The sequence below is a fragment of the Winogradskyella thalassocola genome (assembly GCF_900099995.1).
Classification (GTDB): domain Bacteria; phylum Bacteroidota; class Bacteroidia; order Flavobacteriales; family Flavobacteriaceae; genus Winogradskyella; species Winogradskyella thalassocola.
In genome coordinates, this window is sequence record NZ_FNCZ01000001.1 from 510,966 (window position 1) to 537,332 (window position 26,367).

Annotated in this window: 23 protein-coding genes; 6 read left to right on the forward strand and 17 right to left on the reverse strand. The window is 33.4% G+C overall.

Features of this window, described 5'->3' with window-relative positions; genetic code table 11:
• The first annotated feature begins 74 nt into the window (after positions 1-74).
• Genes BLT80_RS02140 through BLT80_RS02150 form a run of 3 tightly spaced genes read left to right on the forward strand, consistent with a single transcriptional unit; the run spans position 75 to position 2,674 of the window.
• Positions 75-518, forward strand: a complete 444-nt coding sequence (locus BLT80_RS02140; RefSeq protein ID WP_092465936.1) for a hypothetical protein — start codon at positions 75-77, stop codon at positions 516-518.
• A 24-nt stretch (positions 519-542) separates the two neighbouring features.
• Positions 543-1,088, forward strand: a complete 546-nt coding sequence (locus tag BLT80_RS02145; RefSeq protein ID WP_092465937.1) for an RNA polymerase sigma factor — start codon at positions 543-545, stop codon at positions 1,086-1,088.
• A 2-nt stretch (positions 1,089-1,090) separates the two neighbouring features.
• Entirely contained in the window at positions 1,091-2,674 is a 1,584-nt protein-coding gene (locus BLT80_RS02150) for a hypothetical protein (protein WP_092465938.1), read from the forward strand.
• 54 nt (positions 2,675-2,728) lie between these two features.
• Here the strand turns inward: BLT80_RS02150 and BLT80_RS02155 are convergent, their stop codons facing one another.
• Complete coding sequence (locus BLT80_RS02155) at positions 2,729-3,493, reverse strand: lysophospholipid acyltransferase family protein (protein WP_092465939.1); 765 nt, start codon at positions 3,491-3,493, stop codon at positions 2,729-2,731.
• 115 nt (positions 3,494-3,608) lie between these two features.
• Between BLT80_RS02155 and trpS the strand changes: the two genes are divergently transcribed.
• Positions 3,609-4,577, forward strand: coding sequence for a tryptophan--tRNA ligase (gene trpS / locus BLT80_RS02160; RefSeq protein ID WP_092465940.1), 969 nt, complete (start codon positions 3,609-3,611; stop codon positions 4,575-4,577).
• A 90-nt stretch (positions 4,578-4,667) separates the two neighbouring features.
• On the opposite strand, the gene BLT80_RS02165 is transcribed toward trpS, so the two are convergent.
• The 3 genes from BLT80_RS02165 to dprA form a co-directional block, all read right to left on the reverse strand.
• Positions 4,668-7,820, reverse strand: a complete 3,153-nt coding sequence (locus BLT80_RS02165) for a T9SS type A sorting domain-containing protein (protein WP_175455531.1) — start codon at positions 7,818-7,820, stop codon at positions 4,668-4,670.
• A 132-nt stretch (positions 7,821-7,952) separates the two neighbouring features.
• Positions 7,953-11,246, reverse strand: a complete 3,294-nt coding sequence (locus BLT80_RS02170) for a T9SS type A sorting domain-containing protein (protein WP_092465942.1) — start codon at positions 11,244-11,246, stop codon at positions 7,953-7,955.
• A 367-nt stretch (positions 11,247-11,613) separates the two neighbouring features.
• Positions 11,614-12,717 carry a DNA-processing protein DprA gene (gene dprA / locus BLT80_RS02175; protein ID WP_092465943.1) on the reverse strand — a complete coding sequence of 368 codons (1,104 nt, stop codon included), beginning with the start codon at positions 12,715-12,717 and terminating at the stop codon, positions 11,614-11,616.
• Positions 12,718-12,981: 264 nt separating this feature from the next.
• Here dprA and BLT80_RS02180 point away from each other — a divergent pair, with 264 nt between their 5' ends.
• Entirely contained in the window at positions 12,982-13,917 is a 936-nt protein-coding gene (locus BLT80_RS02180) for an HU domain-containing protein (RefSeq protein WP_092465944.1), read from the forward strand.
• Between the two features lie 121 nt (positions 13,918-14,038).
• Positions 14,039-14,548, forward strand: coding sequence for an acyl-CoA thioesterase (locus BLT80_RS02185; RefSeq protein ID WP_092465945.1), 510 nt, complete (start codon positions 14,039-14,041; stop codon positions 14,546-14,548).
• A 9-nt stretch (positions 14,549-14,557) separates the two neighbouring features.
• Here BLT80_RS02185 and BLT80_RS02190 read toward each other — a convergent pair whose 3' ends face one another.
• The 13 genes from BLT80_RS02190 to atpE form a co-directional block, all read right to left on the reverse strand.
• Positions 14,558-15,736 carry a murein hydrolase activator EnvC family protein gene (locus tag BLT80_RS02190; protein ID WP_245710068.1) on the reverse strand — a complete coding sequence of 393 codons (1,179 nt, stop codon included), beginning with the start codon at positions 15,734-15,736 and terminating at the stop codon, positions 14,558-14,560.
• Between the two features lie 44 nt (positions 15,737-15,780).
• The gene (locus BLT80_RS02195) at positions 15,781-16,575 is read right to left on the reverse strand and encodes a lipoprotein insertase outer membrane protein LolB1 (RefSeq protein ID WP_092465947.1); all 795 of its coding nucleotides are present in this window, start codon (positions 16,573-16,575) and stop codon (positions 15,781-15,783) included.
• Between the two features lie 3 nt (positions 16,576-16,578).
• Positions 16,579-17,940 carry a tetratricopeptide repeat protein gene (locus tag BLT80_RS02200; RefSeq protein WP_245710071.1) on the reverse strand — a complete coding sequence of 454 codons (1,362 nt, stop codon included), beginning with the start codon at positions 17,938-17,940 and terminating at the stop codon, positions 16,579-16,581.
• Complete coding sequence (locus BLT80_RS02205; protein ID WP_175455532.1) at positions 17,933-18,247, reverse strand: antibiotic biosynthesis monooxygenase family protein; 315 nt, start codon at positions 18,245-18,247, stop codon at positions 17,933-17,935. Before BLT80_RS02205 ends, BLT80_RS02200 begins: the two co-directional genes overlap by 8 nt.
• Positions 18,248-18,349: 102 nt before the next feature.
• The gene (locus tag BLT80_RS02210; protein WP_092465950.1) at positions 18,350-19,369 is read right to left on the reverse strand and encodes a sugar phosphate nucleotidyltransferase; all 1,020 of its coding nucleotides are present in this window, start codon (positions 19,367-19,369) and stop codon (positions 18,350-18,352) included.
• A 130-nt stretch (positions 19,370-19,499) separates the two neighbouring features.
• Positions 19,500-19,934, reverse strand: a complete 435-nt coding sequence (dut, locus tag BLT80_RS02215; protein WP_092465951.1) for a dUTP diphosphatase — start codon at positions 19,932-19,934, stop codon at positions 19,500-19,502.
• A 33-nt stretch (positions 19,935-19,967) separates the two neighbouring features.
• Positions 19,968-21,428, reverse strand: a complete 1,461-nt coding sequence (locus tag BLT80_RS02220; RefSeq protein ID WP_092465952.1) for an oligosaccharide flippase family protein — start codon at positions 21,426-21,428, stop codon at positions 19,968-19,970.
• Positions 21,429-21,610: 182 nt separating this feature from the next.
• On the reverse strand, positions 21,611-22,150 hold the full coding sequence (locus BLT80_RS02225) for a hypothetical protein (protein WP_092465953.1): 540 nt from the start codon (positions 22,148-22,150) through the stop codon (positions 21,611-21,613).
• Positions 22,151-22,381: 231 nt separating this feature from the next.
• On the reverse strand, positions 22,382-23,242 hold the full coding sequence (atpG, locus tag BLT80_RS02230; protein WP_092465954.1) for an ATP synthase F1 subunit gamma: 861 nt from the start codon (positions 23,240-23,242) through the stop codon (positions 22,382-22,384).
• Between the two features lie 111 nt (positions 23,243-23,353).
• Positions 23,354-24,934, reverse strand: coding sequence for a F0F1 ATP synthase subunit alpha (gene atpA, locus BLT80_RS02235; protein WP_092465955.1), 1,581 nt, complete (start codon positions 24,932-24,934; stop codon positions 23,354-23,356).
• Positions 24,935-24,998: 64 nt separating this feature from the next.
• The gene (gene atpH / locus BLT80_RS02240; RefSeq protein ID WP_092465956.1) at positions 24,999-25,535 is read right to left on the reverse strand and encodes an ATP synthase F1 subunit delta; all 537 of its coding nucleotides are present in this window, start codon (positions 25,533-25,535) and stop codon (positions 24,999-25,001) included.
• 6 nt (positions 25,536-25,541) lie between these two features.
• Complete coding sequence (locus tag BLT80_RS02245; RefSeq protein WP_092465957.1) at positions 25,542-26,042, reverse strand: F0F1 ATP synthase subunit B; 501 nt, start codon at positions 26,040-26,042, stop codon at positions 25,542-25,544.
• A gap of 98 nt (positions 26,043-26,140) precedes the next feature.
• Positions 26,141-26,341 (reverse strand): ATP synthase F0 subunit C, encoded by a 201-nt coding sequence (gene atpE / locus BLT80_RS02250; RefSeq protein ID WP_092465958.1) that lies wholly within the window; start codon positions 26,339-26,341, stop codon positions 26,141-26,143.
• Positions 26,342-26,367 lie beyond the last annotated feature (26 nt).

Genomic DNA, 26,367 nt, shown 5'->3' on the forward strand with positions numbered 1-26,367 from the left:
TCTATAGGGTGAGATTGATTATTTTTAATTATGGCGTAAACATATATCCATAATAAAGATATAAATAGAAATACATGAAAAGATATGCCCTTTTAGTCTTTATTCTTGTTTCAACGCTTACGTCATGTAGCATTGATAATGATAATAACTACGTTGGTACAGAAGTGATGCCAATAGAAAGTATTGATATACCAGAATACTTTGTTCACGGTGAAAGTTATGAAATTATGATAACTTATAATCGCCCGTCAACGTGTTACCAATTCTACAATTTTCTATACGATATTAATGGAAATGAGCGCACCGTAGCTGTAATTAACTCGGTGTATTCAAATTCATCTTGTGTTGAAGAATTAGAATCGGTTACAGTAAGTTTAAATTTTATGGTTACCGGAACAGAAACTTATCTTTTTAAGTTTTACCAAGGTCATGATGATGAAGGTGAAGATCAGTACTACTTAGCAGAAGTACCCGTTCAAAGCCAGAGATCTAGTTCAGAAAGCGAAGTATTAGACTAATTATTAATTAATCCCTTAACTAATGTGAGTTTAGACAAGCTCATAGAAAATTGTATTAAACAAGATGTACAAGCTCAAGGCCAATTATACAAGCAATATGCAAGTAAATTATTTTCGCTTTGTCTTAAGTACTCTAAAAATTATGCAGAAGCAGAAGATAATCTGCATGATGCATTTTTAACTATTTTTAATAAAATAGAGCAGTATAATAATAAAGGTTCTTTTGAAGGTTGGCTAAAACGCATTGCAATTAATACATCATTGCAACGCTACAGAGAAGATGTTGGAGTCTATGATATTGTTAATGAAGGCAATATTGAAGATGTTTCTGTAGATATCAATGATGATAATATGAGTATTGATTTTTTATTAAAAATCATTCAAGAATTACCAGACAGATATAGATTGGTATTTAATTTATATGTTTTAGATGGCTATTCTCATGTTGAAATTAGTGAATTAATTCAAATTTCAACAGGCACCTCAAAATCTAATCTAGCGCGAGCTAGATTGATTTTAAAAGAAAAGATAGAAACCTACAACGCGAGGTCAAATTCGCAGAGTTTATAAAAATGAGTGATAAGAAAAACATAGATCGACTTTTTCAAGAAAAGTTTAAAGATTTTGAAGTGGCACCTAATGATGCGCTTTGGGATCGTATAAACGAAAGTCTTCCTAATAAAAAGAAAAAGCGCAGAGTCATTGCACTTTGGTGGCAGATTGGTGGAGTAGCTGCTGCTATCGCACTATTGTTCACTGTTGGAGTTACTGTTTTTAGTTCAGACGATGGTAATTCTCAAGAATTTCCTATTGTAAATACTGAAGATGTAGAAAATAAATTAGAGAAAAATAATCCTAATAATACTTCGACTCATAAGAATCAGAATGACCTTAATGTTAAAGATGAAAAGACCACGATTGTTGATTCTAACTTAGACTCTGAACAAAAATCGAAAGTAAACGATTCTGAAAATGCAACGTCTCAAAAAACGAATCCTTCGAATCAATTAACAACACCTAATAATTCGAATCGAAAATCGAATACTGTTGCTAACACCACTAATAAAGAAACAATACATACGACTCAGAAGCAAAAAAATACATCCTCAGTTGCTGATAAGGCTACTCATGTGAAAGTTGCAAATCAAACTAAAACGCCTAAGTCTAATTTAAAAACGGATTCCAAAACACAATTGGAATCTGAAACAGAAAGAAAATCTGCTATTAAAAAGAGTATTGAAGATACTAAAACTGCTGTAGCAGAAAATACAAGATCTAAAAAACTAGAATCCGAGACATCGAATTTAGAGACCAGCAAAACAAATGAAGCTGAACCAGAGAATTCAATTATTGAAACTCTAGAACAACAAACCATTGAAAATGCTATCGCAGAAAATAACGAAACTATAGATGAAGAAGAAAAAGAAGATGAACGAAGCAGGTGGAGCATTGCACCAAATGTTGCGCCTGTTTATTTTAATTCTTTAGGCCAAGGCTCTTCTTTAGATAAACAATTTAATGAAAATTCTAAAAGCTCTGATGTTAATATGAGCTATGGTATTGCTGGTAGTTATGCTATTTCTAAAAAACTAAAAATTAGGACTGGTGTTAATCATGTTAACCTCAATCAAACCACCTCAGATGTCTTTGCTTTTGTAGGTGCAGAAACTGCAGCTAGAGGTATAGATGCTTCATTTAATAATATAGCATTTAGCTCAGAAGACCAACAGGTATCTCTTATGAGTGCTAAAATGATGAATAGATCTTCTACTCCAGAATTATTTAATACAAAAATTGCTGGTAAAATAGATCAGCGATTTGGGTTTATAGAAATACCTTTAGAATTAGAATACAGATTATTAGATACGAAATTCGGAATTAATGTTATTGGCGGATTTAGTACGTTCTTTTTAAGTGAAAATGAAATTTATGCTGATATCAACGGAAGTACAACTTCTATTGGAGAAGCTAACAATATTAATGATACAAGTTTTAGTGCCAACTTTGGTTTAGGTATGGATTACAGTCTTTCTAAACAATGGAATATAAATCTTGAACCAACATTTAAATATCAAATAAATACTTTCAATAATACAACAGGTGATTTTAAACCTTTCTTTATTGGTTTATACACTGGATTAAGTTATAAGTTTTAGGTTAGGTTAGGTTATTGCAACGCATACGCTATGAAAATGCAATGATGATAAAAGCTACTTTTGGTTAGAGTAGCTTTTTTTTGTGATTTGACTACGCGTCAATTCGTCCCAAATTAATGTTCGTGCTTTTTCATTTAATCCTTTTGTATCTGCAGTCTCCAAACCATTTGTTAGTAAAAAAGGAAGAATTTTAGCTCTCATTTTACCAGGACTTCCACTGAAAAAAGTGTATGAGAATCGTTTTTTATTATCGTAGAAAGCAATAGGAACTACAGGTATTTGGTGATTAATTGCCAAACGAAACGCTCCATCTTTAAATTCATCTAACAAAACATGTTCTTCTGGCACTCCTCCTTCTGGAAAAATACAAATACTAACACCTTGTTTTAAACGTCGCTGTGCTCTTAAAAACACGGCTTGCCTACTTTTAGCACTACTTCTATCAACTAAGATACAGGTACGCTTATAAAAGAATCCAAATAGTGGAATTTTAGCTAATTCTTGTTTTCCTACAAACACAAATGGGTTTTTAACAGCCACCAACATTAACATAATATCCGCCATAGAGGTGTGATTGGCCACAAACATGTAACTTTTATCAGGATCAGGCGTTTCTTCTCTTGTAATTTTATATCCAAAGCCCATTCCTATTAAAATAAACTTAGACCAGATGCGCGCTAGCTTAAAAAAATACCGATACCATTCCTCTCTAGAGATAGAAATAATCAACAGAGGAAACATTATAATAATCGGAATAGCTACTAAAATGTAGAACCAAATGCGATATAAAAGCCAAAATGGATATTTAAAAAATGCCATAGCACCAAAACTAGTTAATTAAATTAAATGACTTCTTATAGTTCTACTAAAAAATTTACCTTTGCTTATTATATAAGTTTAATTTAAAGAGATACCTGCTTTCGCAGGTAATGTTATGGCAAGAATACTAACAGGAGTACAAAGTACAGGGACACCACATTTAGGAAATATTTTAGGCGCAATTATGCCTGCAATTGAACTATCTGAAAAAAGTGATAATGAATCGTATTTATTCATTGCGAATATGCACACATTAACACAAATTAAAGATGCAAAAGAATTGAGAAATCACACCTATTCTGTAGCTGCAACTTGGCTAGCTTTTGGATTAGATATTGAAAAAACGGTGTTTTATAGACAAAGTGATATTCCACAAGTCACAGAACTCTCTTGGTATTTAAGTTGTTTCTTTCCCTACCAACGTTTAACCTTAGCACATGGATTTAAAGATAAAGCCGACCGTTTAGAGGATGTGAATTCTGGATTGTTTACCTACCCAATGTTAATGGCTGCAGATATCTTATTGTATGATGCTGAAATTATTCCGGTTGGAAAAGACCAATTACAACATATTGAAATGACACGTGATGTTGCGTCTCGTTTTCATGCCAAAATGGGTGAAACTTTTGTATTACCTGAAGGAAAAATTCTAGAAAACGGTATGCTTATTCCTGGAACTGATGGAGAAAAAATGAGCAAGAGCAGAGGGAATTTTATCAATATCTTTTTACCTGAAAAACAACTGCGTAAAAAAATAATGTCTATTGAAACTGATAGCACACCTCTTGAAGAACCAAAAGATTGGGCGACTTGTAATTGCTTTGCTATTTATTGTTTATTAGCTTCTGATGCTCAAATTGCAAATATGAAAGCTAATTATGAAGGTGGAAATTACGGTTATGGTCACGCCAAACAAGCCTTATATGAATTAGTATTAGAACGTTTTTCTGAACAAAGAGAACGCTACCATTACTATATGAGTAATCTAGATGAAGTTGATGCCGCTTTAGCTAAAGGTGCTGCAAAAGCGAAGCTGGTTGCTGATGACGTTTTACAACGTGTTAGAGAAAAGGTTGGGTATTAATCAATTTTAATTTTTAAAAATTTCAAATAAAAAAGACCTCTATTATTTAAATAGAGGTCTTTTTAGTTTAGCGATTACCTGAATTAATCCTTAATTTATAATTTTCTTAGTTACAGTAACATTACCTTCTAAAGTAATAGTTGCAAAATAAACTCCTTTAGAAAACTGGAAGCTTTCACTCAAAGTATTATTCTGTCCATTAGACGCATAAGAAACTACTTGTCTTCCGTTGATATCATATACTTTAACGTCTTTAATTACAGAACCAGATCTTACATTTAATGCACCATCTTTTACGTAAGCAAAAGTGTTAGACATTTCGTTGTCATCAATTGATAAAGACATTATATAACGTAAGTTAAATCTATCATTAATTTTTCCTTGTACTCCAGAGAAAGCATATGGAGATGTTCTTAAATCATGTTCAGTATTTAAAACCGTATCTTCAAGATAAATACCTACACTAGTATCCGCAAATACACTACCATCTAAATCACCAATAGCAATTTTAAAAATCCCGTTTTCGGGTAATTCAACTCCTAAAGGCACTACATCGGCATTTTCAAATGGTAAAGGACGACCTTGAATAACCATTTCTTCATTATTCACCATAGAATAGATACGCATTGCGTTGTCATCAGAATAAGCATCAAAAAGTCTATCTTTTCCTAAAGTAGCTCCATCTACATAACCAACTAAAGTACTTGCAGAAACATCTGTAGCATCAATTAAACTTAACCAAACTAAATGCTTTTCTAAATCTTGAGCATTGTTTGCTCCTCTATAAAATTCAGAATTATCATGCGCTACGTCCGCATCATCAGAACGCATAGCGTTTGTAAATATTACTGAACCTTCAGTAGCACTATCATCAACTTGAACAAAAAATCCTTGACCAGAACCAATAAAACCATTTGTACTTTCTGGAGGGTTCGCTCCTGTAAGGTTATAACTTACATACGGCTCACCATAATTGTAACTTAAATCTTGGTAAGCAGAACTAGATAAAGGAGTTGTCGCATTTGGTATTGCTGTATTATGCGCCCATATTTTAACATTACCTTCTAATAAGGTATTATCTGCTAATAACTGATCTGCACTAATTGCAGAAGGATATGGATTTCCAATAAGGTTTCTATGTCTAGCTTCAACATTAGGCTGATTTCCTATTGATTTATATACATCTACAGAAATATCTCCATTATTTGGCTTCCCAACAAAACTAGCCGTAAATCCTGTTGAAACAAATTCAGCTGGTACATTAACAGCATATCCTAAACCAGCATTCATTGTACCACTTGTAAGCATCCAATCACCAGCAACACCATTAGTATTAGCAGTGTTTACACTCCAGTTATAAGCATTAACTGTATGTGGTGCTGTAATATTAGATACATTAAAACCAACTACAGGAGATGACCATAATACATAATCATTATCATGTAAATCTGTAACATTACGTTCTACTTTAATTAAACCACTATTTTCGTTACTAGACACGACCTTAGTTTGAATTAAACTAGCACCATCTTTAAAGGTTAATGAAGCTCCGGATTCAACTGTTACTTCACCATAAAGTTTAAGTGTAGATCCAGAAGCTATTGTTACATTACTACCTGCAGGCACTAAACAATCACACCCTTCTATATCACCTGCGGCATTATAATTAGAAGAAAATACTAAACCTCTATCTTGCGGCTCAACAACAATACCTGCATTTTGATACACTGGAGGCAATTGCCAATCAGAGCCATTCCAATAAACAGGAGTTCCCCCAATTGATAAACTCACTGGAACCACAACAGATCCAAAGGCATTAATGACTCTTAACTTATAGTTTCCTAAGCTTTCTGCATCTATATTACCAGGAATGGTGTATGTATTACTATTCGCACCAGGAATTGGCTCATTGTATTTAGACCATTGGTACGATAATGTTTCTTCAGGAGCACCTGTAGCACCACCAGACACTTCTGCTACAGCCGAAAATGCAATATATGAATCACTTGGTAGATTACATACATATCTCGCTAATGGATATTCTGTAACTACAGGTGTTTTTATATCGAAAGAACCTCTATTATATGCTAGAAAAGCAAGATCAGCTGTACCACCAGCAACCATATTTATATTGTTAATATCTGAAATATTAGTGTCGTTAATTTGAAAATCCTCAAATTTAAATGCCACCATACGTAATGGTCTTTCTTCATTATTAGAAAAAGATCTTATTGTAGGTGTTGCTATTCCATAATTAACACCGGGTAAAAAGCTGTACAAATCAAGCCTCCATTTAGCCAACAATGCATCTCCATCATTTTGAGTTTCTTCTCTAATAGTTATTTTTATAGGTCTCCCTATAACATTCTTTTCTGCATCTGCATAATAATAAATATCCGTACTACCAGCTGCAGCGATCTGAGAAATTAAGAAATCTGGAATATCATCTTCTAAAGCACCTAATTGCCCTCCACTACTGTAAAACTCAACATCGGCAGTCGCATTAAAATTTGTAACACCTGTTCCTAAATCTAGTCCGTTTACACCATCAATAATAGCATCGTATACTGTAGTTCCACTAATTTCTGGAGATGTTATTGCAGTTCCCTCTCCTACTGCACCATCAATCATATCTGCCATCGCTAAATAATTGTTTGGGTTGGTTATCCCATCAACACCATTAGTAGTATAAGCATAAAATAACTGTGTACTAAACGCAACACCATTATCGGTAAGCAACTGATCATTAACACCTGTTGAATATGTAACTCCATTATACGTAAAAGCTAATAAATCGTGACTTGTATTTGGCTTCAAACTATTATTAGTTGGATCGGCTTTCCATTGTGAAGATCTCCAGAACCCATTATAAGTTGTGAAAATTTCAGTTATTTTAGTAACGTTACTCTCCTCTCCATTTTTTAATGTTTTTGCAGTAGGACTCACATATTCTATGCTTTTTCCTGTTGGGATACCTCCTAACATAAGCTCGCCTGAAACGTCCACTGACCCAGAATGTGATATTTTAAATGTCATTTCTGTATCACTTACCATTGTAATACTAGAATTCTCTATACTTATACCACTTACGTTAATCGCCGTACTCTCCGTAAAGCCAGTTCCTAGTACAGTAATTAAAGAATTTGTAGTAATCCGCGAAGGAAAAACTTCAGAAACAAGTTCTGATTGTGCAAATAAGCCATTTGAAATTGTTAATAACACTACAAAAACCATCCACTTCATTGATTTGAGCATTTTAAAATTTAAAGTAATTTTCAAGTTCATACATTAAGATTTAGTTATAAGGCATGTAGACATGCCTTAAAGATTGAAAAAGTTATAATAGTTGTAAATAAAAAAATGAGTTTGTGAATATTAATTTATAAGCTTTTTAGTCACCACACTACCATTATCTAGCTTTATGTTAGCGATGTAGATGCCATTTGCGAACGCAAATTGTGTACTAAAAGAATTTGTATTGTCTTTAACAGTATAGTTTACTATTTGCTTACCATTCATGTCAAACACTTCAACAGTTTCTATAGCCTTTGAAGATTTTACGTAAAACATAGCATCACTAATGTAAGCAAAAGTATTTGAAGCAGAAATCTCATTTACTGAAAGCGTAATTGAAGGAGTATATCGTAAGACAAAACGATCATCAAACACACCTGCTTCTCCTGTAAAAGTATAAGGTGATGTTCTTAAGTTATGAATTACACCGGTATATGTATCCTCTAAGTAAATAGCTTGTTCTTGTGCTTCAAATAAGCTTCCTTCTACTTTACCAATGGCAATTTTGTAAATTCCACTTTGAACTAATTCCATACCTAAAGGCACTGTATTAGAATTTACAAAAGGTAATGGAAGACCTTGTATCACTAATTTTTCGTCATCTGAGATTAGAGAATATAAATTAAAGCCTTCATTGTTAGTGTAAGCATCATAAAGTCTATCTTTTCCATCAGTAGCTCCTTCTGCATAGCCTATTAATGTACTAATAGCACCATTGTTCTCATCAGATAAGCTTAACCATACTAATTGTTTTTCGGTAGCTACAGCGGTGTCTTCAGTGTTTCTAAAAAAATCTGAATTGTCATAAGAGACAAAATTATTATGACGCATAGCGTTAGTGAAATTCACAGAAGTTGTATTTGGTGCTGCATTATCAACTCTTACAAAAAAGGCTTGCCCTGAAGCAATATCGCCATTAAACGTTGATGGAGTTGAAGTCCCTAATGCATTATAAGTAATGTATTGGTTTCCGTAATTTACTCCAAAGTTATCATAAAATGGATTAGTAGCCCCAGTATCAAATACATATGTATCATGAGTCCAAATATCTACACGTCCTTCAAGATCGGAATTAGCTGTTAAGAATTTTTCCGCATCGATAGCCGAAGGATAAGGGTTTCCTATTAAGTTCCAACTGCTGTCATGATAATTCATAGCCAAATAATTAGGAGACTTATAAACATCAATACTAAATGGCCCATTATTAGGCGCACCATAAAATTCAGTTGTAAAACCACTCACTTGATTATTAGCGACTCTAACAATATAGCCCTCTCCAGGAGTCATTATGGCATTAGATGCAGATTCCCAATCTCCATTACCTGAGCCATTATTTCCAGCATTTACATTCCACTGATATGTTGGTGTATTAGAAATTTCTGAAATATTAAAATCTTCTACAGGAGATGACCAATAAATATAATCATATTGTTTGACTTCTTCATCACGTAATGTACGTTTCACTGTGATTTCTCCACTATTTTCAACATCATTAATCTGCACTAGACTCGCATCATCTTCTAAAGTAAAGGTAGCTGCAGGCAAATGATTCACGAGTATGATATCATTACCTTCTACGTCTTTTTCAACATTACCAAATTCATCTAATTGCTTAACCTCCAAGACCTCTGGCTCTACCGTTATTTCGTTATAAATTAGCATTGTTTTGCCTTCAGGAATAACAACATTAGACCCAGACGTTACTCTGCAATCACATCCTACTAAATCTTCTGATTGCGTAGTGTAATCACCTGTATAAACTAAACCTCTTTCTTTCTCTTCTACTGCCCCATATGGAGAACTCCAATCAGTACCATTCCAATAATAAGGTGTACCTCCTTCACTTAAAGTAACAGGCAATATTATAGTCCCACCATTATCGTTAGAAATCTCAATCTTGTAAGTAGCTAAATCTTCTAATTTGACACCAGAAATAGTAAAACTCTCATTTGTTTCATCACTAATTTCTGAGTTATATTTTCTCCATTTGTACTTTAATTCCAAATCCGTTTCTCCAACAGGTGGATCTGTTATGCCGCCAAATCCATCATCTATACCTGCATTAACGTTAAAAGTTATGTCTGTAGTTCCATCTGCTTTACAAACAAACTGAGGTAATAATGGTGCTGCAATAGGTGCTTTTATATCAAAAGCAGATTGGTTATACGCAATAAAAGCCATGTCTGCAGAACCTCCCGCTACTGAATTAATGTTTTTTACAGAATCTATATTAGAAGCATCTAAATCAAAATCCTCTAAATTAAGAGCAATTAATTTAATTAGTCGATCCTCATTCTTATCATAAGTTCTAGATTGCGGAACTGCTGTATTAATATCTGCTCCACTAGGAAGTTTATAAAGATCTAATTGCCATCGACCTTGATTATTATGACCATTATTCAAAAACAACTTTATAGGTGTCCCTATCACATTTCCTCTATCATCTGCGTAATAATAAGTATCCCAACTACCAGAATCTGCAATTTGCGTAATCAATAAATCTGGAATTCCATCATTAATAGCACCAACCTGTCCGTTTCCACTAAAGAAACGAATGGATGCTGTTTGATTATAATTAGTTACCCCCGTTCCTAATTCCAAACCGTTCTTCCCATCTATCATTACTTGAAAAACAGTTAAATCGGCAACATCATCAGATGTAATAACGGTTCCTTCATTAACAACACCATCTACTAAATCAGCTGTAGCTATAAAATTAGCTCCGGAGTTAATGGTCCCAGTAATTCCATTTGTAGAATAGGCTTTAAAAACCTCATTACTAATATTTAAACCATTTATTGTTGAAAGCAAAGCATTATCCACTCCTGTAGAATACGTTACTCCATCATATGTAAAACCTATTAATTCATGGTAATCGTTTGGATAAGTACTCTTATCTCGATAAACATAACTAGAAGATCTCCAATACCCTTGTCCGTTATGATTCCAATTAGTAAAGATTTCGGTTACATGCTCAAAAGATTGAGAACCATCACTACGATCATTACGTTTCAATTTAGCTCCTACATAATCAATTTTTACTAAATTTTCTGAGGCATTCGAACCTAAATAGACATTATTACCGTTTACTTTTAAAATAACATTAGAAATATCATTAGTACCATCAGTAGTGATTTCAAAACTTAACTCCGTACCATCTGGAGTAGCTGAAACTGAGCTAGTACTAATACCATAAATGGAAACAGTTGAAGAGTTTGTAAATCCAGAACCGACTAAGGTAACTACACTGCTCTTAGTAACTCGAGTAGGAAAAACGTCACTAATAATTATTTGAGCATAAAAAGACATGCTTAACAACAACATAAACGTAGTCATTGCTTTTTTAGATGAAACGAAAGATAAAATTGGATTCATAGGTTATTTTTATAATTAATCTTTTGAATCGATAGATACAACTAAGTTTAGTGATACATATCTATTCAGCGTAAATTTGGGTTTAACACTGCAAAAATGAGACAGTTTAAATGAGATTTAAAAAAAATTAGTTGATTTGCAGATAATTTCCTTTCAAACACACTATTTCAAATCGTAATTCACACAAAGAAAATATTTTACAATAAAAACAAATAAAGTATTCAGCGTCTATTTTTATGGTTATTTCTAAATTATCAGTTAATTTTTAGCAAAAAAATTAAGTCTCTTGTTAATAATACATAACAAGTGATAATTATGTTATCATATAATCTAAGATTAGTCTATTACTTCTAAAATTTTGCTAAAACTAAATTGCTTCAAATAACTTACCTGGTAAAGGTCTTACAACTCCCTTTAATTCCATATTAAGTAAAAGCCCAGCTAGTTTATAAGTTGGCATTTCGCATCGTAAGGCAATAACATCGAGCATTGTTTTATTATGCTCTTTTAGAAAATTATATATGATTTTTTCATCGGGTTCTAACTCTACAAATAGTTGTTGCTGCACCGCTGGTTTTTTATCTGATTCCAATTCCCAATTTAACATATAAGGCACATCTAACGGATTGGATAATAAATGAGCTTTCTGAAATTTTATCAAATTATTACAACCTATACTTTGGCTGTCTGTGGTTCTTCCTGGTACAGCAAAAACTTCTCTATTATAAGAATTTGCTATATCGGCAGTAACTAAACTACCTCCTTTTTCTGCAGATTCTATAACGATAGTTGCTTCGCTTAATCCTGCAATAATGCGGTTTCGTTTTAAAAAATTATTTCTATCAAAAGCATCCGAACTCCAAAAATCAGTGTAAAAACCACCATGATTTTCAATATCTGCCACGTACTTCTTGTGCACTTTAGGATAAATCTGGTTAAGGCCATGGGCTAAACACCCTATGGTTTGCAAATTGTGTTTTACTGCAGCCCGTTGGGCTGTGATATCTGTTCCGTAAGCAAAACCAGAAACAATTATTGGGTTAAAGGGAGACAAGGCTTCAACTAGTTTTTCACAAAAGGCGATTCCACTTGTGGTAATTTTGCGAGCCCCAACAATACTTATAATGCGCTGTTGCTTCAAATTAATATTTCCAGATTGGAATAATACAATCGGGCCATCAATACAATGTTTTAAGCGTTCTGGATAAGTGTCTTCTGCAAAATAATGGGAGATGATGTTGTTATCTTTAATAAACCTTAATTCTTGTTCGGCTTCTTCGAGATGTATTTTATCAAAAAGACCTTGAATGGTTATTGATCCAATACCATCAATTTTTAAAATCTTTGATTTCTTTTCTTTTAAAACCGCTTCAGCAGATCCGCAATGATTGATAAGCTTTTTAGCAGTTGTAGCTCCAATTTTTGGAACATGCTGTAAGGCTAAAGCATAAATAAGTTGTTGATCTGTCATTGAATACTCAGTACTTAAGAAAAGTAATCATCTATACACGAATATAATTATTTAATTCTGAATGGATTTGAAATCATCTTAAATAGAAATTGTGATGGCTACTATTTGATATAGTCTAATTAAAAAAAATAATATTATTTCATAAAAAAAATGCATTACGAATTCCTAGCAAATCAAACACATAGAAAAATATTCAATTTGATGTTAATAAATAAACGGTACTTCACTTCTTTCAGAAACAAAAATTTTTAACTTTGCCTTAATATGCAGTTAGAGACTTACATTAGCGACCTTTTATACCGTTACGATTGTGTTACAGTTCCAGAATTCGGAGCTTTCTTAACACGTCGTGTTTCGGCAAAAATACACGAATCCACACATACGTTTTATCCTCCAAAAAAGGCTTTGTCTTTTAACGAGCAATTACAACAAAATGATGGCTTATTAGCTAATTATATCGCTGAGGTTGAAAAAATACCATATACAACAGCTTTAAATAAAATCTCTAAGCAGATAAAGTCTATTAAATCGTATTTGGTTGAAGGGGAAACTATTCAATTTAAAAATATTGGTGAGTTAGTTTTAAATGCTGATGGAAAGATTCAATTTGATCCATCTAGTCATATCAATTACTTAACTGATGCTTTCGGTTTATCTCATTTTTCATCTTCGGACATTACGCGCGAAGTTTATAAAGAAACCGTTGAAGTTATTGAAGAGACCGCACCTATCACATTAACCCCAGAAAAACGTTCTAACCGTAACTGGTTAAAATATGCAGCAACAGCTGTTATACTTTTAGGTTTAGGTGGCTTTGGCGCTGTAACTTACTACAACAATACAATTGAAAATCACAACCAATTAGCACAAGAGCAAGCCAATGAGCAGCTCGATGCTAAAGTGCAAGAAGCAACTTTCATCATTAGTCCATTACCTGCTGCGACACTATCTGTAGAAAAACAAAGTGGTAATTACCACATTGTTGCTGGTGCATTTAGAGTAGAAGCTAATTCTGAAAAGAAGGTAAATCAACTTAGAGCACAAGGATTTAAAGCACGTCAAATTGGTGCAAACCGTTATGGACTGCATGAAGTGGTTTATGGAAGTTTTGAAACCAGAGCTGAAGCACAAACTGAACTTTTCAAGATTCGTAAGGAGCATAATCGTGATGCGTGGTTGTTGATTAAGAAACTTAAGTAATAATTCTCTGATTAGACTCTAGCTGTTTTTGACTAGGTTTTTTTTCACTTTTTACTTTTTACTTATAATAATACTCCTCCATCCTAAATTCGCTCTATCTTTGCACAAATTTTAATATTCTATGGCATCTAGAACCGCATTTCAATCTAAAACCATTGTTACAGATTTGGTATTGCCAAGCGAAACTAATCCTATCAATAACTTATTTGGTGGCGAACTATTAGCTCGTATGGATAGAGCTGCTAGTATTTCTGCTAGACGACACTCTAGACGTATTGTCGTAACAGCATCTGTAAATCACGTGGCTTTTAACAGAGCTATTCCATTAGGAAGTGTTGTAATGATTGAAGCTAAAGTATCTCGTGCATTTTCGTCTTCTATGGAAGTGTATATGGATGTTTGGATTGAAGATAGAGAATCTGGTGACCGTGTTAAAGCTAATGAGGCAATTTACACCTTTGTTGCAGTAGATGAAACGGGGCGACCTGTAAAAGTCCCTGAGCTCGTACCTGAAACTGAATTAGAAATCCAACGTTTTGATGCCGCTTTACGTCGTAAGCAATTAAGTTTACTTTTAGCTGGTAAAATGAAACCTTCTGAAGCTACTGAGTTAAAGGCGCTTTTTGAGTAGTACTTTAATTTACTGTCTGGCTAACCAAGATTCTGGATTCAATTTTATATCATTTTTATAGATTCTAAAATCTAGAAGGGTTTCTCCTGTTATTTTATTACTAAACACTTCACCTATAACTTGACCTGTTGTAATTTTATCTCCTTTTTTTACGTAAAGTTTTCCAAGGTTATGGTAAATCGTTAAATAATCTCCATGCCTTATTAAGATCGTTGGATTTCCTCTTTTCATAACATGAATCGAAGATACGACTCCATTAAAAACCGCTCTGACTTCGGCATTTTTCTCTGTTGCTATTTTTACACCAGAATGATTAACTTCAACTGAACTATCCGTTAAAGAACGCGTTTTACCAAATTTTCCTTTAATAACACCTCTTGTTACTGGCCAACCTAACTTTCCTTTGTTAGCCGCAAAACTAGATGCTAGTTTTTTTGCTTCAGGTGTTAACACAAATTTTCCGGTTGATGATTTTTTACCAACTTCTTTATTCGATGCCGCAATCGCTTCTGCAATTAATCGGTCGATTTCCTTATCTAATTGATCGGCTTCTTGCTTCTTTTGTTTAATTTGAGACGCAAATTTGCCCATATCAGACTTAATGGAAGCCATTAAAACCTCACGTTGTTTTAGCTCTCCTTCAAGTTCGCGTTTGGCAATTCTATTTTCCTCAACTAATTTTTGCTTATCTTCTTTTTGTTTAGATAGTTGAATATTTAACTCTTGTAATTCCTTTGTTTTAAGTTTTATGGCTTCACCCTGCTCTTTCTGATAGTCTCGGTATTGCCTTATATATTGAAGTCGTTTATAAGCTTGTTGAAAATTGCTCGACGATAGTAAAAACATCACTTTACTTTGTTCAGACTTGCTTTTATAAGATTTTACAACCATCGCAGAATAGTCGTCTTTTAATTCTTGTAATTGGGTTCTTAAACTCGTAATTTCTTGTTGATTCGTATTGATTTCTCGAGTCAATAAGTTGGCTTGTTCGTTAGTGATTCTGATTAAGTTTTTTCTAACGTTAACTTTATAATTAATGTCTTCAATAAGTGTAATTGCTGATTTTTCCTCTTTCTTTTTGGTAAATAATAACGCATTAATTTGCTTAATCTCTCTTAACTTTTGCTGACGCTGAGCTTCTAACTCTTTTTGTTTGTCGCTTTGAGCAAAAAGTGAAAAACTGGACATTAAAAGCCCAATTACTAAAATAATATAGAACCGATTTTTAGTCATTATTTGATTTCAATTTCTTTATAGCCTGAAGGAATATTAAATGGGAAACGCACTTCATCATTCAAAGATACCGATTTAAACTCCATGGTAATAGCAACTTCGCTAGTATCTTCAACCGCAATTATTCTTATATTTTCTGGAATAATTTGCGTATCGACTAGTTGATAAGATGAATAATCTACCTGAAGCATTCTTTTTTTCAACGCTTGTTGCATTTGCAGGCTATCCATCTTAAAATGCGAAGGGTTAATTAAATAAAACAACTCTATCAACGCATTTTGATCTTTTGGACTTACAGCATACGAGTTATTATTAACCGAAACCTGATAAGGTTCATCATTAAGATCATAAATAGCTTGACCTAAAAGGATATTTTGGACTTTCATAAAATCGAGATCTATCCCTACAACATCACTTAATAGTTTATAGTCTCCATCAAAATATTCATTATCTAGTTTATTATAGAACTTCACTTTGTCTGGCGTAATCATCATACGCGCCATGCCTAATATGGACTCACTTAACCAAATAACCTTATCCTTTTTTATTCTAAGCGTAAAACTAGCACCTTGTGAACTGTTATTTTGAGAAATATCGATTTTCACTCTAGCCTTTAAAGTTTTAAAGTCAGTGTCTTTCTTTTGGTGCTGTTTAATCACTTGTTTTGCCGTAATCTTATCACTAGCTTCTCCTGAAGCTATAACACGCTTAGTAGAATTACAACTGAAAGCAAATGTTATTAAAATAACACTTAGTGTCAATTTCAATTTTTTATATCCTTGAGGTAACTTCATTAATTATTGGGCTTTTAAAGCTTTTGCCTTTTTAGCAAACGTTTCAGATTTACTAATATTATTTAAGGTTTTGTAGGCAATGCTTAATTCGGAATAAAAATCAGCTTCCATACTGGGGTTATCTATTAAAAAATCTAATCCCATTTCTAAATTGTCAATGGCCTTTTTAGGTGCGCCCAAATTATTATTTGCCACAGCATTTACTAAATATAAAATAGGTTGTGCAGGATATAATTCTAAAGCGCGCTCACTGTCTGTTACAACCGCATTGTAATCTTTTAAATCTAATTGAAGTAATAGGACGTCTTTTATTAATTTAAAGTCATTAGGGCTTTGTTTTAAAGCTTCTTTAAAGTTTGAAAGCGCCTTAGCTTTGTCTCCTGCCTTTAAATAATATTGACCTAAATCGCTATGCGTTTGTGCGTCTTTGTTACCATCTATAAGCGATGTAATATCAATTAAATCCGTTTCGTACTCAGGGTTTTTAGCCACAAAAGCCACAAAATCTTTAAGGACTTTGGCTTTAGCATCTGCATTTATCTCTGGACTTGTTAAAACTGTTTTTACAGAACCGATAGCATCATCCACCTTATTATCTTGAAGGTAAAACTTATATAACGCTAAATGCACAAATTTAGAATCTGGCTTTACTTTTAATAAATTCTGAGCCGCTTTATAAGCATTTTTTTGATCGCCAGTTTGACTATATCTATAAATGAGTTTTAAGTGATTATCCTCATTACTCGGATTGTTTGCAATACGTTGTTCTAAGTTTTCAATACGATCATCTGCATTGCCTGTGATACTATAAATATCGTTTCGCATCCCGTCCCTAGACTCACTCAAACCATATTCAGCATCTAACTCATCTAATAAGTCTAAAGCCAGTTTGTACTTTTCTTCTCTTACATAAAGTGCTGCTAAATCTTCCTTATAATCTGGATGATATTTCACCAATTGCTTAATGGTCTTTAAGGCATTCTTAATGTCATCTTGTTGAAAATACACATCGTAAAGCTCATCTAAAAACCAAACATTATCTGGTTGCATGCTTATTGCTTTTTTTAAATTCTCTTCTGCTGCTCCAAAGTTTTTAAGCTTATTGTAGTTTTTTCCGAGTTCAAAATAGATGACTGGTTTTTTGCTATCGAGATTCAAACATTTTTGAAGGGCCTCTACAGCACGATCATAATTTTCAATGCCTTTTTGTTTTAAGGCTTCAAAGAAATGCTCTTGAAATTCATCTTCCACATTACCTAAATCATCATCTGGTCGTTTGTTAAAATCGACTTGGGCATAGGTCGTCTGCGGAACGATTATCATTCCGAAGAGAAAAACCAATATCAAAATAGTCTTACTATTCACTTTGTTGTTGCTTTAACAAGTCTTCAATCATTTCAAATTTTTCTAACACTTCAAATTTTTCACAAGACGCCTTCATTGTATCTCTAAAATGATTGGCGTCTTCTGGTAAATTTCCACCAGCATTATCAAACGTATTTTTATCAGGCCATTGTGCATAAGCAAAGAAGTTTAACGTATCCTTTTTATGTAATCGAGACCCTAAACTTCCTTCGTATTTGTAAATCAATGATGTTAACCCTTTCCAAGCTTCAATAAATTTTTGTTCTTGATTGGGTTTTATTATAATGGTGTACAATACGATATACATTATTACCTGATTTAATAGATATCTTTCAAAAGTTATTCCAAAAATAAGGTTCAAAATAAAATTTGAACTAAAAATCATGAGATTCCTGCCTACGCAGGAATTTTACTCAATTATAGTATAATCACCAATACTAATCTTAGTAAACTCGCCATTATACTTCACATGATTACCAATCATAGCTTCGTCTAAATTAGCGTTTTTAATAGTGGTTTGATTTTGTATTAAGCTATTTTTAACGGTTGAATTTTCAATAACACAATCTTTTCCTATTGATACATGAGGTCCAACAGTTGTATTTCTTAAAACCGTTCCTTTTCCGATATAACAAGGTTCAATAATTGTTGAATTTTCTAAAACCACAGAAGCATCAACTAATTGCTCTTCCTTATCAGCTGTTAAAAAGCCTAACATTCTTGCATTAGTTTCTAAAGTCACGGCTTTGTTACCGCAATCCATCCACTCGTCAACGGTTCCGGTTTTAAAGATTTTGCCATCTGCCATCATGCGTTTTATACCATCATTGATTTGGTATTCTCCTCCATTCATCACATTTTCATCTAAAACTTCTTGTAATTTATCTTTTAAAACCGCAACATCTTTAAAATAGTAGATGCCTATTACAGCTTGATCACTTACAAAGGTTTCAGGTTTCTCAACCAATTCAACAATGTTTTGGTCGTCATTTAGTTTTACAACTCCGTAGGCTTCAGGATTTGCAACACATTTTGTCCAAATTACACTATCTGCTGTCGGATCTAAATCAAACTCAGCTCTAATCAACGTATCCGCATATGCAATCACAGCAGGACCAGATAACGAAGGCTTAGCACTCATTATAGCATGACCAGTTCCTAAGGGCTGATCTTGTCTATAAATGGATGCTTTGGCGCCTAAACCTTCAGCAAGTTCTGTTAAACTATCTACCACATCATCTCCAAAAAATGCTTGATCACCAAGAACAAACGCAATCTCTTCAATAGGTTGCTTTAAAACTTTAGCGATATCCTTAACTAAACGGTGCACTATAGGTTGACCTGCAACAGGGATTAATGGTTTTGGTACGGTTAAACTATGTGGTCTTAGGCGAGATCCTCGGCCTGCCATTGGTACTATTATTTTCATCGAAAAATTTGTTTTTCGTTTCCACTCGAGTGGAAATCTGTTTAATTTTATTTTTAGGTCATTTTTGCAACCTAATCTTTGTTTTTTAGGTTATATACCTACAAGGTTTTTAAAACCTTGCAGGAAATCCCTATAAGACTCCCGTACTTCCAAAACCACCTTCTCCTCTATCGGTTTCAGTTAATTCTATAGAGTCCACCCATTCTGCACGTTCATGTTTTGCAATGACTAATTGTGCGATGCGTTCACCATTCTGAATCTCAAAATTTTCATTTGAAAGATTGACTAAAATCACACCTATTTCTCCTCTATAATCGGCATCTATTGTTCCTGGCGCGTTTAATACTGTTATCCCTTGTTTTGCAGCTAACCCACTTCTTGGTCTTACTTGTGCTTCAATACCCACAGGTAATTCTATATATAAACCAGTACCAACAATACTACGTTCTAATGGTTTTAAAATTCTAGACTCCGATAAGTTAGCGCGTAAATCCATACCAGCAGATGCAATGGTTTCGTAATGTGGTAAATCGTGATTGGATTTATTGATTATTTTAATTTTCATAAATTTAAGAGTATTCACTGTTCTGATAACAGGTTAATTTCTTTTTAATAAATGCTTCAACTCTTTTTTTTCAAGCTGAAAAACAAGGGTTAAAAATACGATTAATGCGCCAATTCCAATAACATAATTCCCTCTAAAAACATAGAAGTACACCATAGAAAATAATGTAGAAAGCCCCAAATACAGTACTATTTTCTTCAGATCATAAGGAATTGGATAGTATTTTCTTCCATAGTAATAAGATAACAACATCATTATTAAATAAGCCGAAAGTGTCGCTATTGCTGAACCTTTAAAACCTATAACAGGAATTAATACATAATTTAATAATAGCGTTGTAATGGCGCCAAATATTGAAATGTAAGCACCAAACTTCGTCCGATCTGTAATTTTATACCACACTGAAAGGTTATGATAAATCCCTAAACAAAAGTTAGCCAAGAGTATAAACGGAACGATCCACATGGCCTCGTAATAAGCTTCACTACGTATGATAAGCGGCTTTAAAACATCTGCAAAAACAACCACGGTTAAAAAGATAACAGAACCAAAGGCTACAAAATACTCTAAGATTCTCGCATAATTCCTTTGTGGGTTATCGGATTTTGAATGACTAAAGAAGTAAGGTTCTATTCCTAAACGAAAGGCTGTGGCAAACAAGGTCATAAATAACGCTAGCTTATAACATGCAGAGTACATACCAACCTGTTCATCTGCAATATCGGCTGGTAATAATTTTTCTAATAAAATTCGATCGAAGGTTTCATTGACCGAATATGCAATTCCTGCGATAAGCACTGGCATAGCATAACGCATCATTTTTTTCCATAAAACAGTATCGAACTTCAATTTAATTTGAGCGTAGAATGGAAGTAATATTAGAAGTGTTAACCCGCTTGCAATTAAATTAGAAATGAAGATGTAACTGGTTTCGAAATCTGGTTTATAAATAGAGTCAAAAACAGAATTACCTTCAGCTAAATCCTTTAAGTATAATAACAGGAAGACATTGAGCCCAAGATTAACAGCAACGTTTAATATCTTAATAATAGCATATCGCATGGGTTTAGCCGTAGCCCGTAACCATGCAAACGGAATGATAACTAAAGCATCTAACAGTAAAATGATAAATACTAAATTGAGATACTTAAGTTCTATATTTATGAGTGCAGAAATTTGATCTCTAAACAAAAAAGCAATTCCTAATAACGCAAATGAGCTAATTATTAAGGAAATGGCAGAGGTACCTGTTACTTTGTCTTGATTGTCTTCTTTATTGAAAAACCTAAAAAATGCGGTTTCCATACCATAAGCCAACACAACATTAAACAATACGAAGTACGCGAATATAAAAGATATACGTCCATATTCTTCAACAGAAAGTACTTCTGGATCGGTATAAAGTGGCACTAAAATAAAACTTAACATTCTAGGTAGCACAGTCGCTAAGCCATAAATAAATGTTTGTTTAAAAAGTGATTTGAATCCGCTCAATTTAATGGTGTTTATTTAGCTCAAAAGTATTGAAATATTATCAAAAGATGAGCTATTTGTATCCGTGATTACTAGAACGCATCAACATAGTAGTAAAGTGTAAGATGTTACTCTAATTTTTGGCAATAAAAAAAGTCTTACCTAAATAGATAAGACTTTAGTCTATTCTATATAAAAAAAATTTAATGCTCTGTGTCTTCGTTTGCAGAAGCAACTACAGTTAATGCCGTCTTATCATTTAGAGAAGGAGGTCCGTTTTCATAATACGTACCTGAAACTTCATTAACATCAGTTATTTTCAAGTATTTTGTTTCTCCATTTTCTACAAAGCTAATAGCACATTCTGCATCCGATAACGTAAAAGGATAGTCATTTGATTTTTCGGCTACTGTAAAAGTATAATAAGGAGAGTCACTTTTTAGAATTGCAACATATTTATCCTTCTTTTGAACGAGTTTACCTTTTAGGTTTCTAAAGAACACACTATCAATTTTGATATTATCGCTCTTATTTGCAACAGGCACAAACATATTAATTCCGGTACCCCCAACTTTAATTCCAGCATACCATTCTTGAAAGAGAACGGGTTTAACTTTAAACGTAGCGGATTCTTCAAATTGGGTAGTAGTTGCAGCAGCAGCTTTTGAGTTTGAACACTGAAAAGTGAACGAAAACATAACAGCTAAAACAATGGCGTAGGTCGCCTTTCTTAGTAGTTTCATTTTATTGTAGGTTAAGGTTTGGGACTGCAATATATAAAAATATACAAATTAAGCGCCCTAAAACCATATTAATCAGTTATTAGGCGCAAAAAAGAAAGAAAAATCTTACTACAATCGACTTATAAACTAAGAAACCCCCTATTAACTTTTGAAACATTAAGACATAAAAAAACCTAACTATTAATAGTTAGGTTTTATATTAAAACTCTTAGTTTAAACTAAGTATATTATTTAGTTATTCAAAGCTTCAGCTCCACCTACAATCTCTAAAATCTCATTAGTAATTGCCGCTTGTCTTGCTTTGTTGTAAGTCAACTTAAGCTGATCTCTTAACTCTGTTGCATTATCTGTTGCTTTGTGCATTGCTGTCATACGTGCACCATGCTCAGAAGCGAAAGAATCTCTAATACCTTTATATAATTGCGTCTTTAATGACTTAGGGATTAATTCTTCAACGATTTCTAATTTAGAAGGTTCAAAAACATAATCTAAATTAACGTTTTCATCACTTTCAAAAGGGACAATTGGTAAAAATTGTTCTGTCATTATAATTTGCGTTGCTGCATTTCTAAAATGATTATAAACAATTTCAATTTTATCAAACTCGCCAGAAACAAATTTATCCATTAACATTTCCGCTATTTCAGAAACATTATCAAACGTTAAGTCTTCGTACAAATCACTTTTGTTCGCGATTACTTTATTCGTTTTTTTGAATGCGTCATTCGCCTTCTTACCAATAGCTATATAAGATACATCTTTAGTCGCATAAGTGTCATTAGTAAGTCTAGTAACCTGCTTAATGATATTAGAATTAAATGCACCAGCCAAACCTCTATTAGAAGTTACTGCAACAATAAGTACTTTTTTTACCTCGCGTTGCTCTGCATACTTACTACCAGAATCGGCATCTAATGTTGCACTTAAACTCTGAAGCAATTCCGTTAACTTATTAGAATAAGGACGCATTGCTGTAATAGCATCTTGGGCTTTCTTTAACTTAGCAGCAGATACCATTTTCATGGCACTAGTAATCTGCATCGTTGAGGATACCGATGATATTCTGTTTCTAATTTCCTTTAAATTCGCCATCTTTATATGATAAAGACTCTTTGCCTAAGCTCAGAGTGACATTAGCTTAATAATTTAAATTTAGAATTATGAGTAAGCTAAATTTTAACTCATAACTCTAAACTTATAACTTTATGATCTATACTTACCTGAAAGATCTTTTGCTACACTTGTTAATGTATCAATAACCTCATCAGTTAATTTACCAGCTTTAAGTAAATCTAGAGTATCTCTATGCTTAGCATTTAAGAACTCTAAATAATCACGTTCAAATTCTTTTACTTTCTCTACAGGAACATCTTTTAATAAGTTCTTAGAACCAGCATAAATGATTGCAACTTGATCTTCTACTTTAAAAGGATCGTTTTGTGCCTGCTTTAAGATTTCAACGTTACGCTTACCTTTGTTAATTACATTTAAGGTAACAGCATCTAAATCTGAACCAAACTTAGCAAACGCTTCTAATTCACGATACTGAGCTTGATCTAATTTTAATGTACCAGATACCTTTTTCATTGATTTAATCTGAGCGTTACCACCAACACGAGATACAGAAATACCTACATTAATTGCCGGACGAACACCAGAGTTAAATAAATCACCATCTAAGAAAATCTGACCATCTGTAATAGAAATTACGTTAGTTGGGATATATGCTGAAACGTCACCTGCTTGAGTTTCAATAATTGGTAAAGCTGTTAATGAACCACCACCTTTAACCATAGGTTTTAAAACATCAGGAAGGTCATTCATTTCTCTAGCAATAGCATCATTATTAATGATTTTTGCAGAACGCTCTAATAATCTTGAGTGTAAATAAAATACATCACCAGGATATGCCTCACGTCCTGGAGGACGTCTTAATAATAAAGATACCTCACGGTAAGCAACAGCTTGTTTTGATAAATCATCAAATACAATTAAAGCTGGTCTACCAGTATCTCTAAAATACTCACCAATAGATGCTCCTGTAAAAGGCGCATAAACTTGCATCGCAGCAGGATCTGATGCATTTGCAGCAACTATTGTGGTGTAAGCTAAAGCTCCTTTTTCTTCTAAAGTCTTAGCAATTAAAGCTACTGTAGAAGCCTTTTGGCCAATAGCAACATATATACAATATACAGGCTCACCTGCATCGAAAAATTCTTTTTGATTTAAGATAGCATCAATACAAACTGCTGTTTTACCTGTTTGTCTGTCACCAATTACCAACTCACGTTGACCTCTACCAACTGGTATCATAGCATCAATAGCTTTAATACCTGTTTGTAATGGTTCAGTTACTGGTTCTCTGTAGATAACACCCGGTGCTTTACGCTCTAAAGGCATCTCAAAAGTTTCACCTGCAATTGGTCCTTTACCATCAATAGGGTTACCTAAAGTATCTACTACACGTCCAACTATACCCTCACCTACTTTTACAGATGCGATACGTTTCGTACGTTTAACTGTAGAACCTTCTTTAATACCTACTGAAGTACCTAAAAGTACAATACCTACATTATCTTCTTCAAGGTTAAGTACGATACCTTCTGCACCACCTTCAAATTCAACTAATTCACCATATTGTGTATTAGCTAATCCGTAAGCACGTACAATACCATCACCTACAGTTAATACTGTTCCTACTTCGTCTAATGAAGCACCCGCTTCAAAACCTGAAAGTTGTTGTTTTAAGATTGCTGATATTTCAGCTGGTTTTACTTCTGCCATCTTTATTTAGATATTAGATATTAAACGTTCACTTCGACTTCGCTTAGTGACCGAATAACATTTTTTAATTTAGTGTAAATTCTCTTTTTAATTTCTCGAGTTTGTTAGCGATACTAGCATTATACTGAATATCACCTACTCGTAATATGAAACCACCTAAAATGCTTTCATCTATAATATTTTCTACTTCCGCGTCTTTTCCTGTAAGCTCCTTAACCTTAGCTAATACTTTAGTTTTTAAATCCTCAGTAAGTGCAATTGCAGTAGTAACTGTTGCTACTTGGCTACCTCTTAACTCATCGTACAACTTAACATAACTTGAAGCTACTTCATTCAATAAAGGTAACCTTTTGTTAGTAATTAAAGTATCGAATAAATTAGTAGTTGTAACATTCGCATTTTTGAATATTGCTAATAATACCGCTTTTTTATCTGAAGATTTTACAACAGGACTTTGAAGCATCTGATTTAAATCTTCACTCTCAGCGATAGCGTTAGTGATTGATTTCATATCACTATTTACCGCTTCAGCAGATTTTTGATCTGTTGCTAAGCTTAAAACCGCTTTAGCATATCGTATGGCCGCTCTTGATCCTGACATCTCTTATTAGTTTAAAGTTGCTTCACCCAACATAGACTCAACTAATGCAAGTTGCTTGTCTTTGTTAGATAATTCATTACGCACTACTTTTTCAGCGATTTCTATAGATAAACCTGCAACATGACTTTTTAATTCTGCCATAGCTGCTTTCTTTTCACTAGTAATAGCCTCTTGTGCTTGTGCAATCATTTTATTGGCTTGCGTTTTTGCTTCTGCTTCAGCATCTGCAATCATTTTAGTTTTAAGTTCGCGAGCTTCTTTAAGCATCGTTTCTCTTTCTAAACGCGCTTCTTGCAATAACTTTTGGTTATCTGCTTGAAGGTTTGCCATTTCACGCTTTGCTTTTTCTGCTGCATCTAAAGCACCTTGAATACCTTCTTCTCTTTCATTTAATGAAGTAAGAATTGGTTTCCAAGCAAACTTTACCATAAGTGCTATTAATGCCAACAAAAGGATTGTTGACACTACAAATAAACCTGGTGAAAAATCGTTTAATAACTTATCCATATTATTAAGTAATTAAGTGTGTTGTCTTTTTTTAATTTAAAAACACGTCCTGCAACCAACCGTTACAGGATAGTGTTTTTGTAAATTTGATTTGGTTCTTATTTTCCTAAGAATAAAGCTCCAAATGCTAAACCTTCTAAAAGTGCTGCAATAATAATCATCGCTGTTTGAATTTTACCTGTCGCTTCTGGCTGACGAGCAATACCTTCCATTGCTTTTCCACCGATTTGACCAAGTCCAATACCTGCTCCGATTACGATTAATCCCGCACCAATTAAATTGTAAGTTACTGGTTCCATAAAAATTGATATATATAGTTAAATTA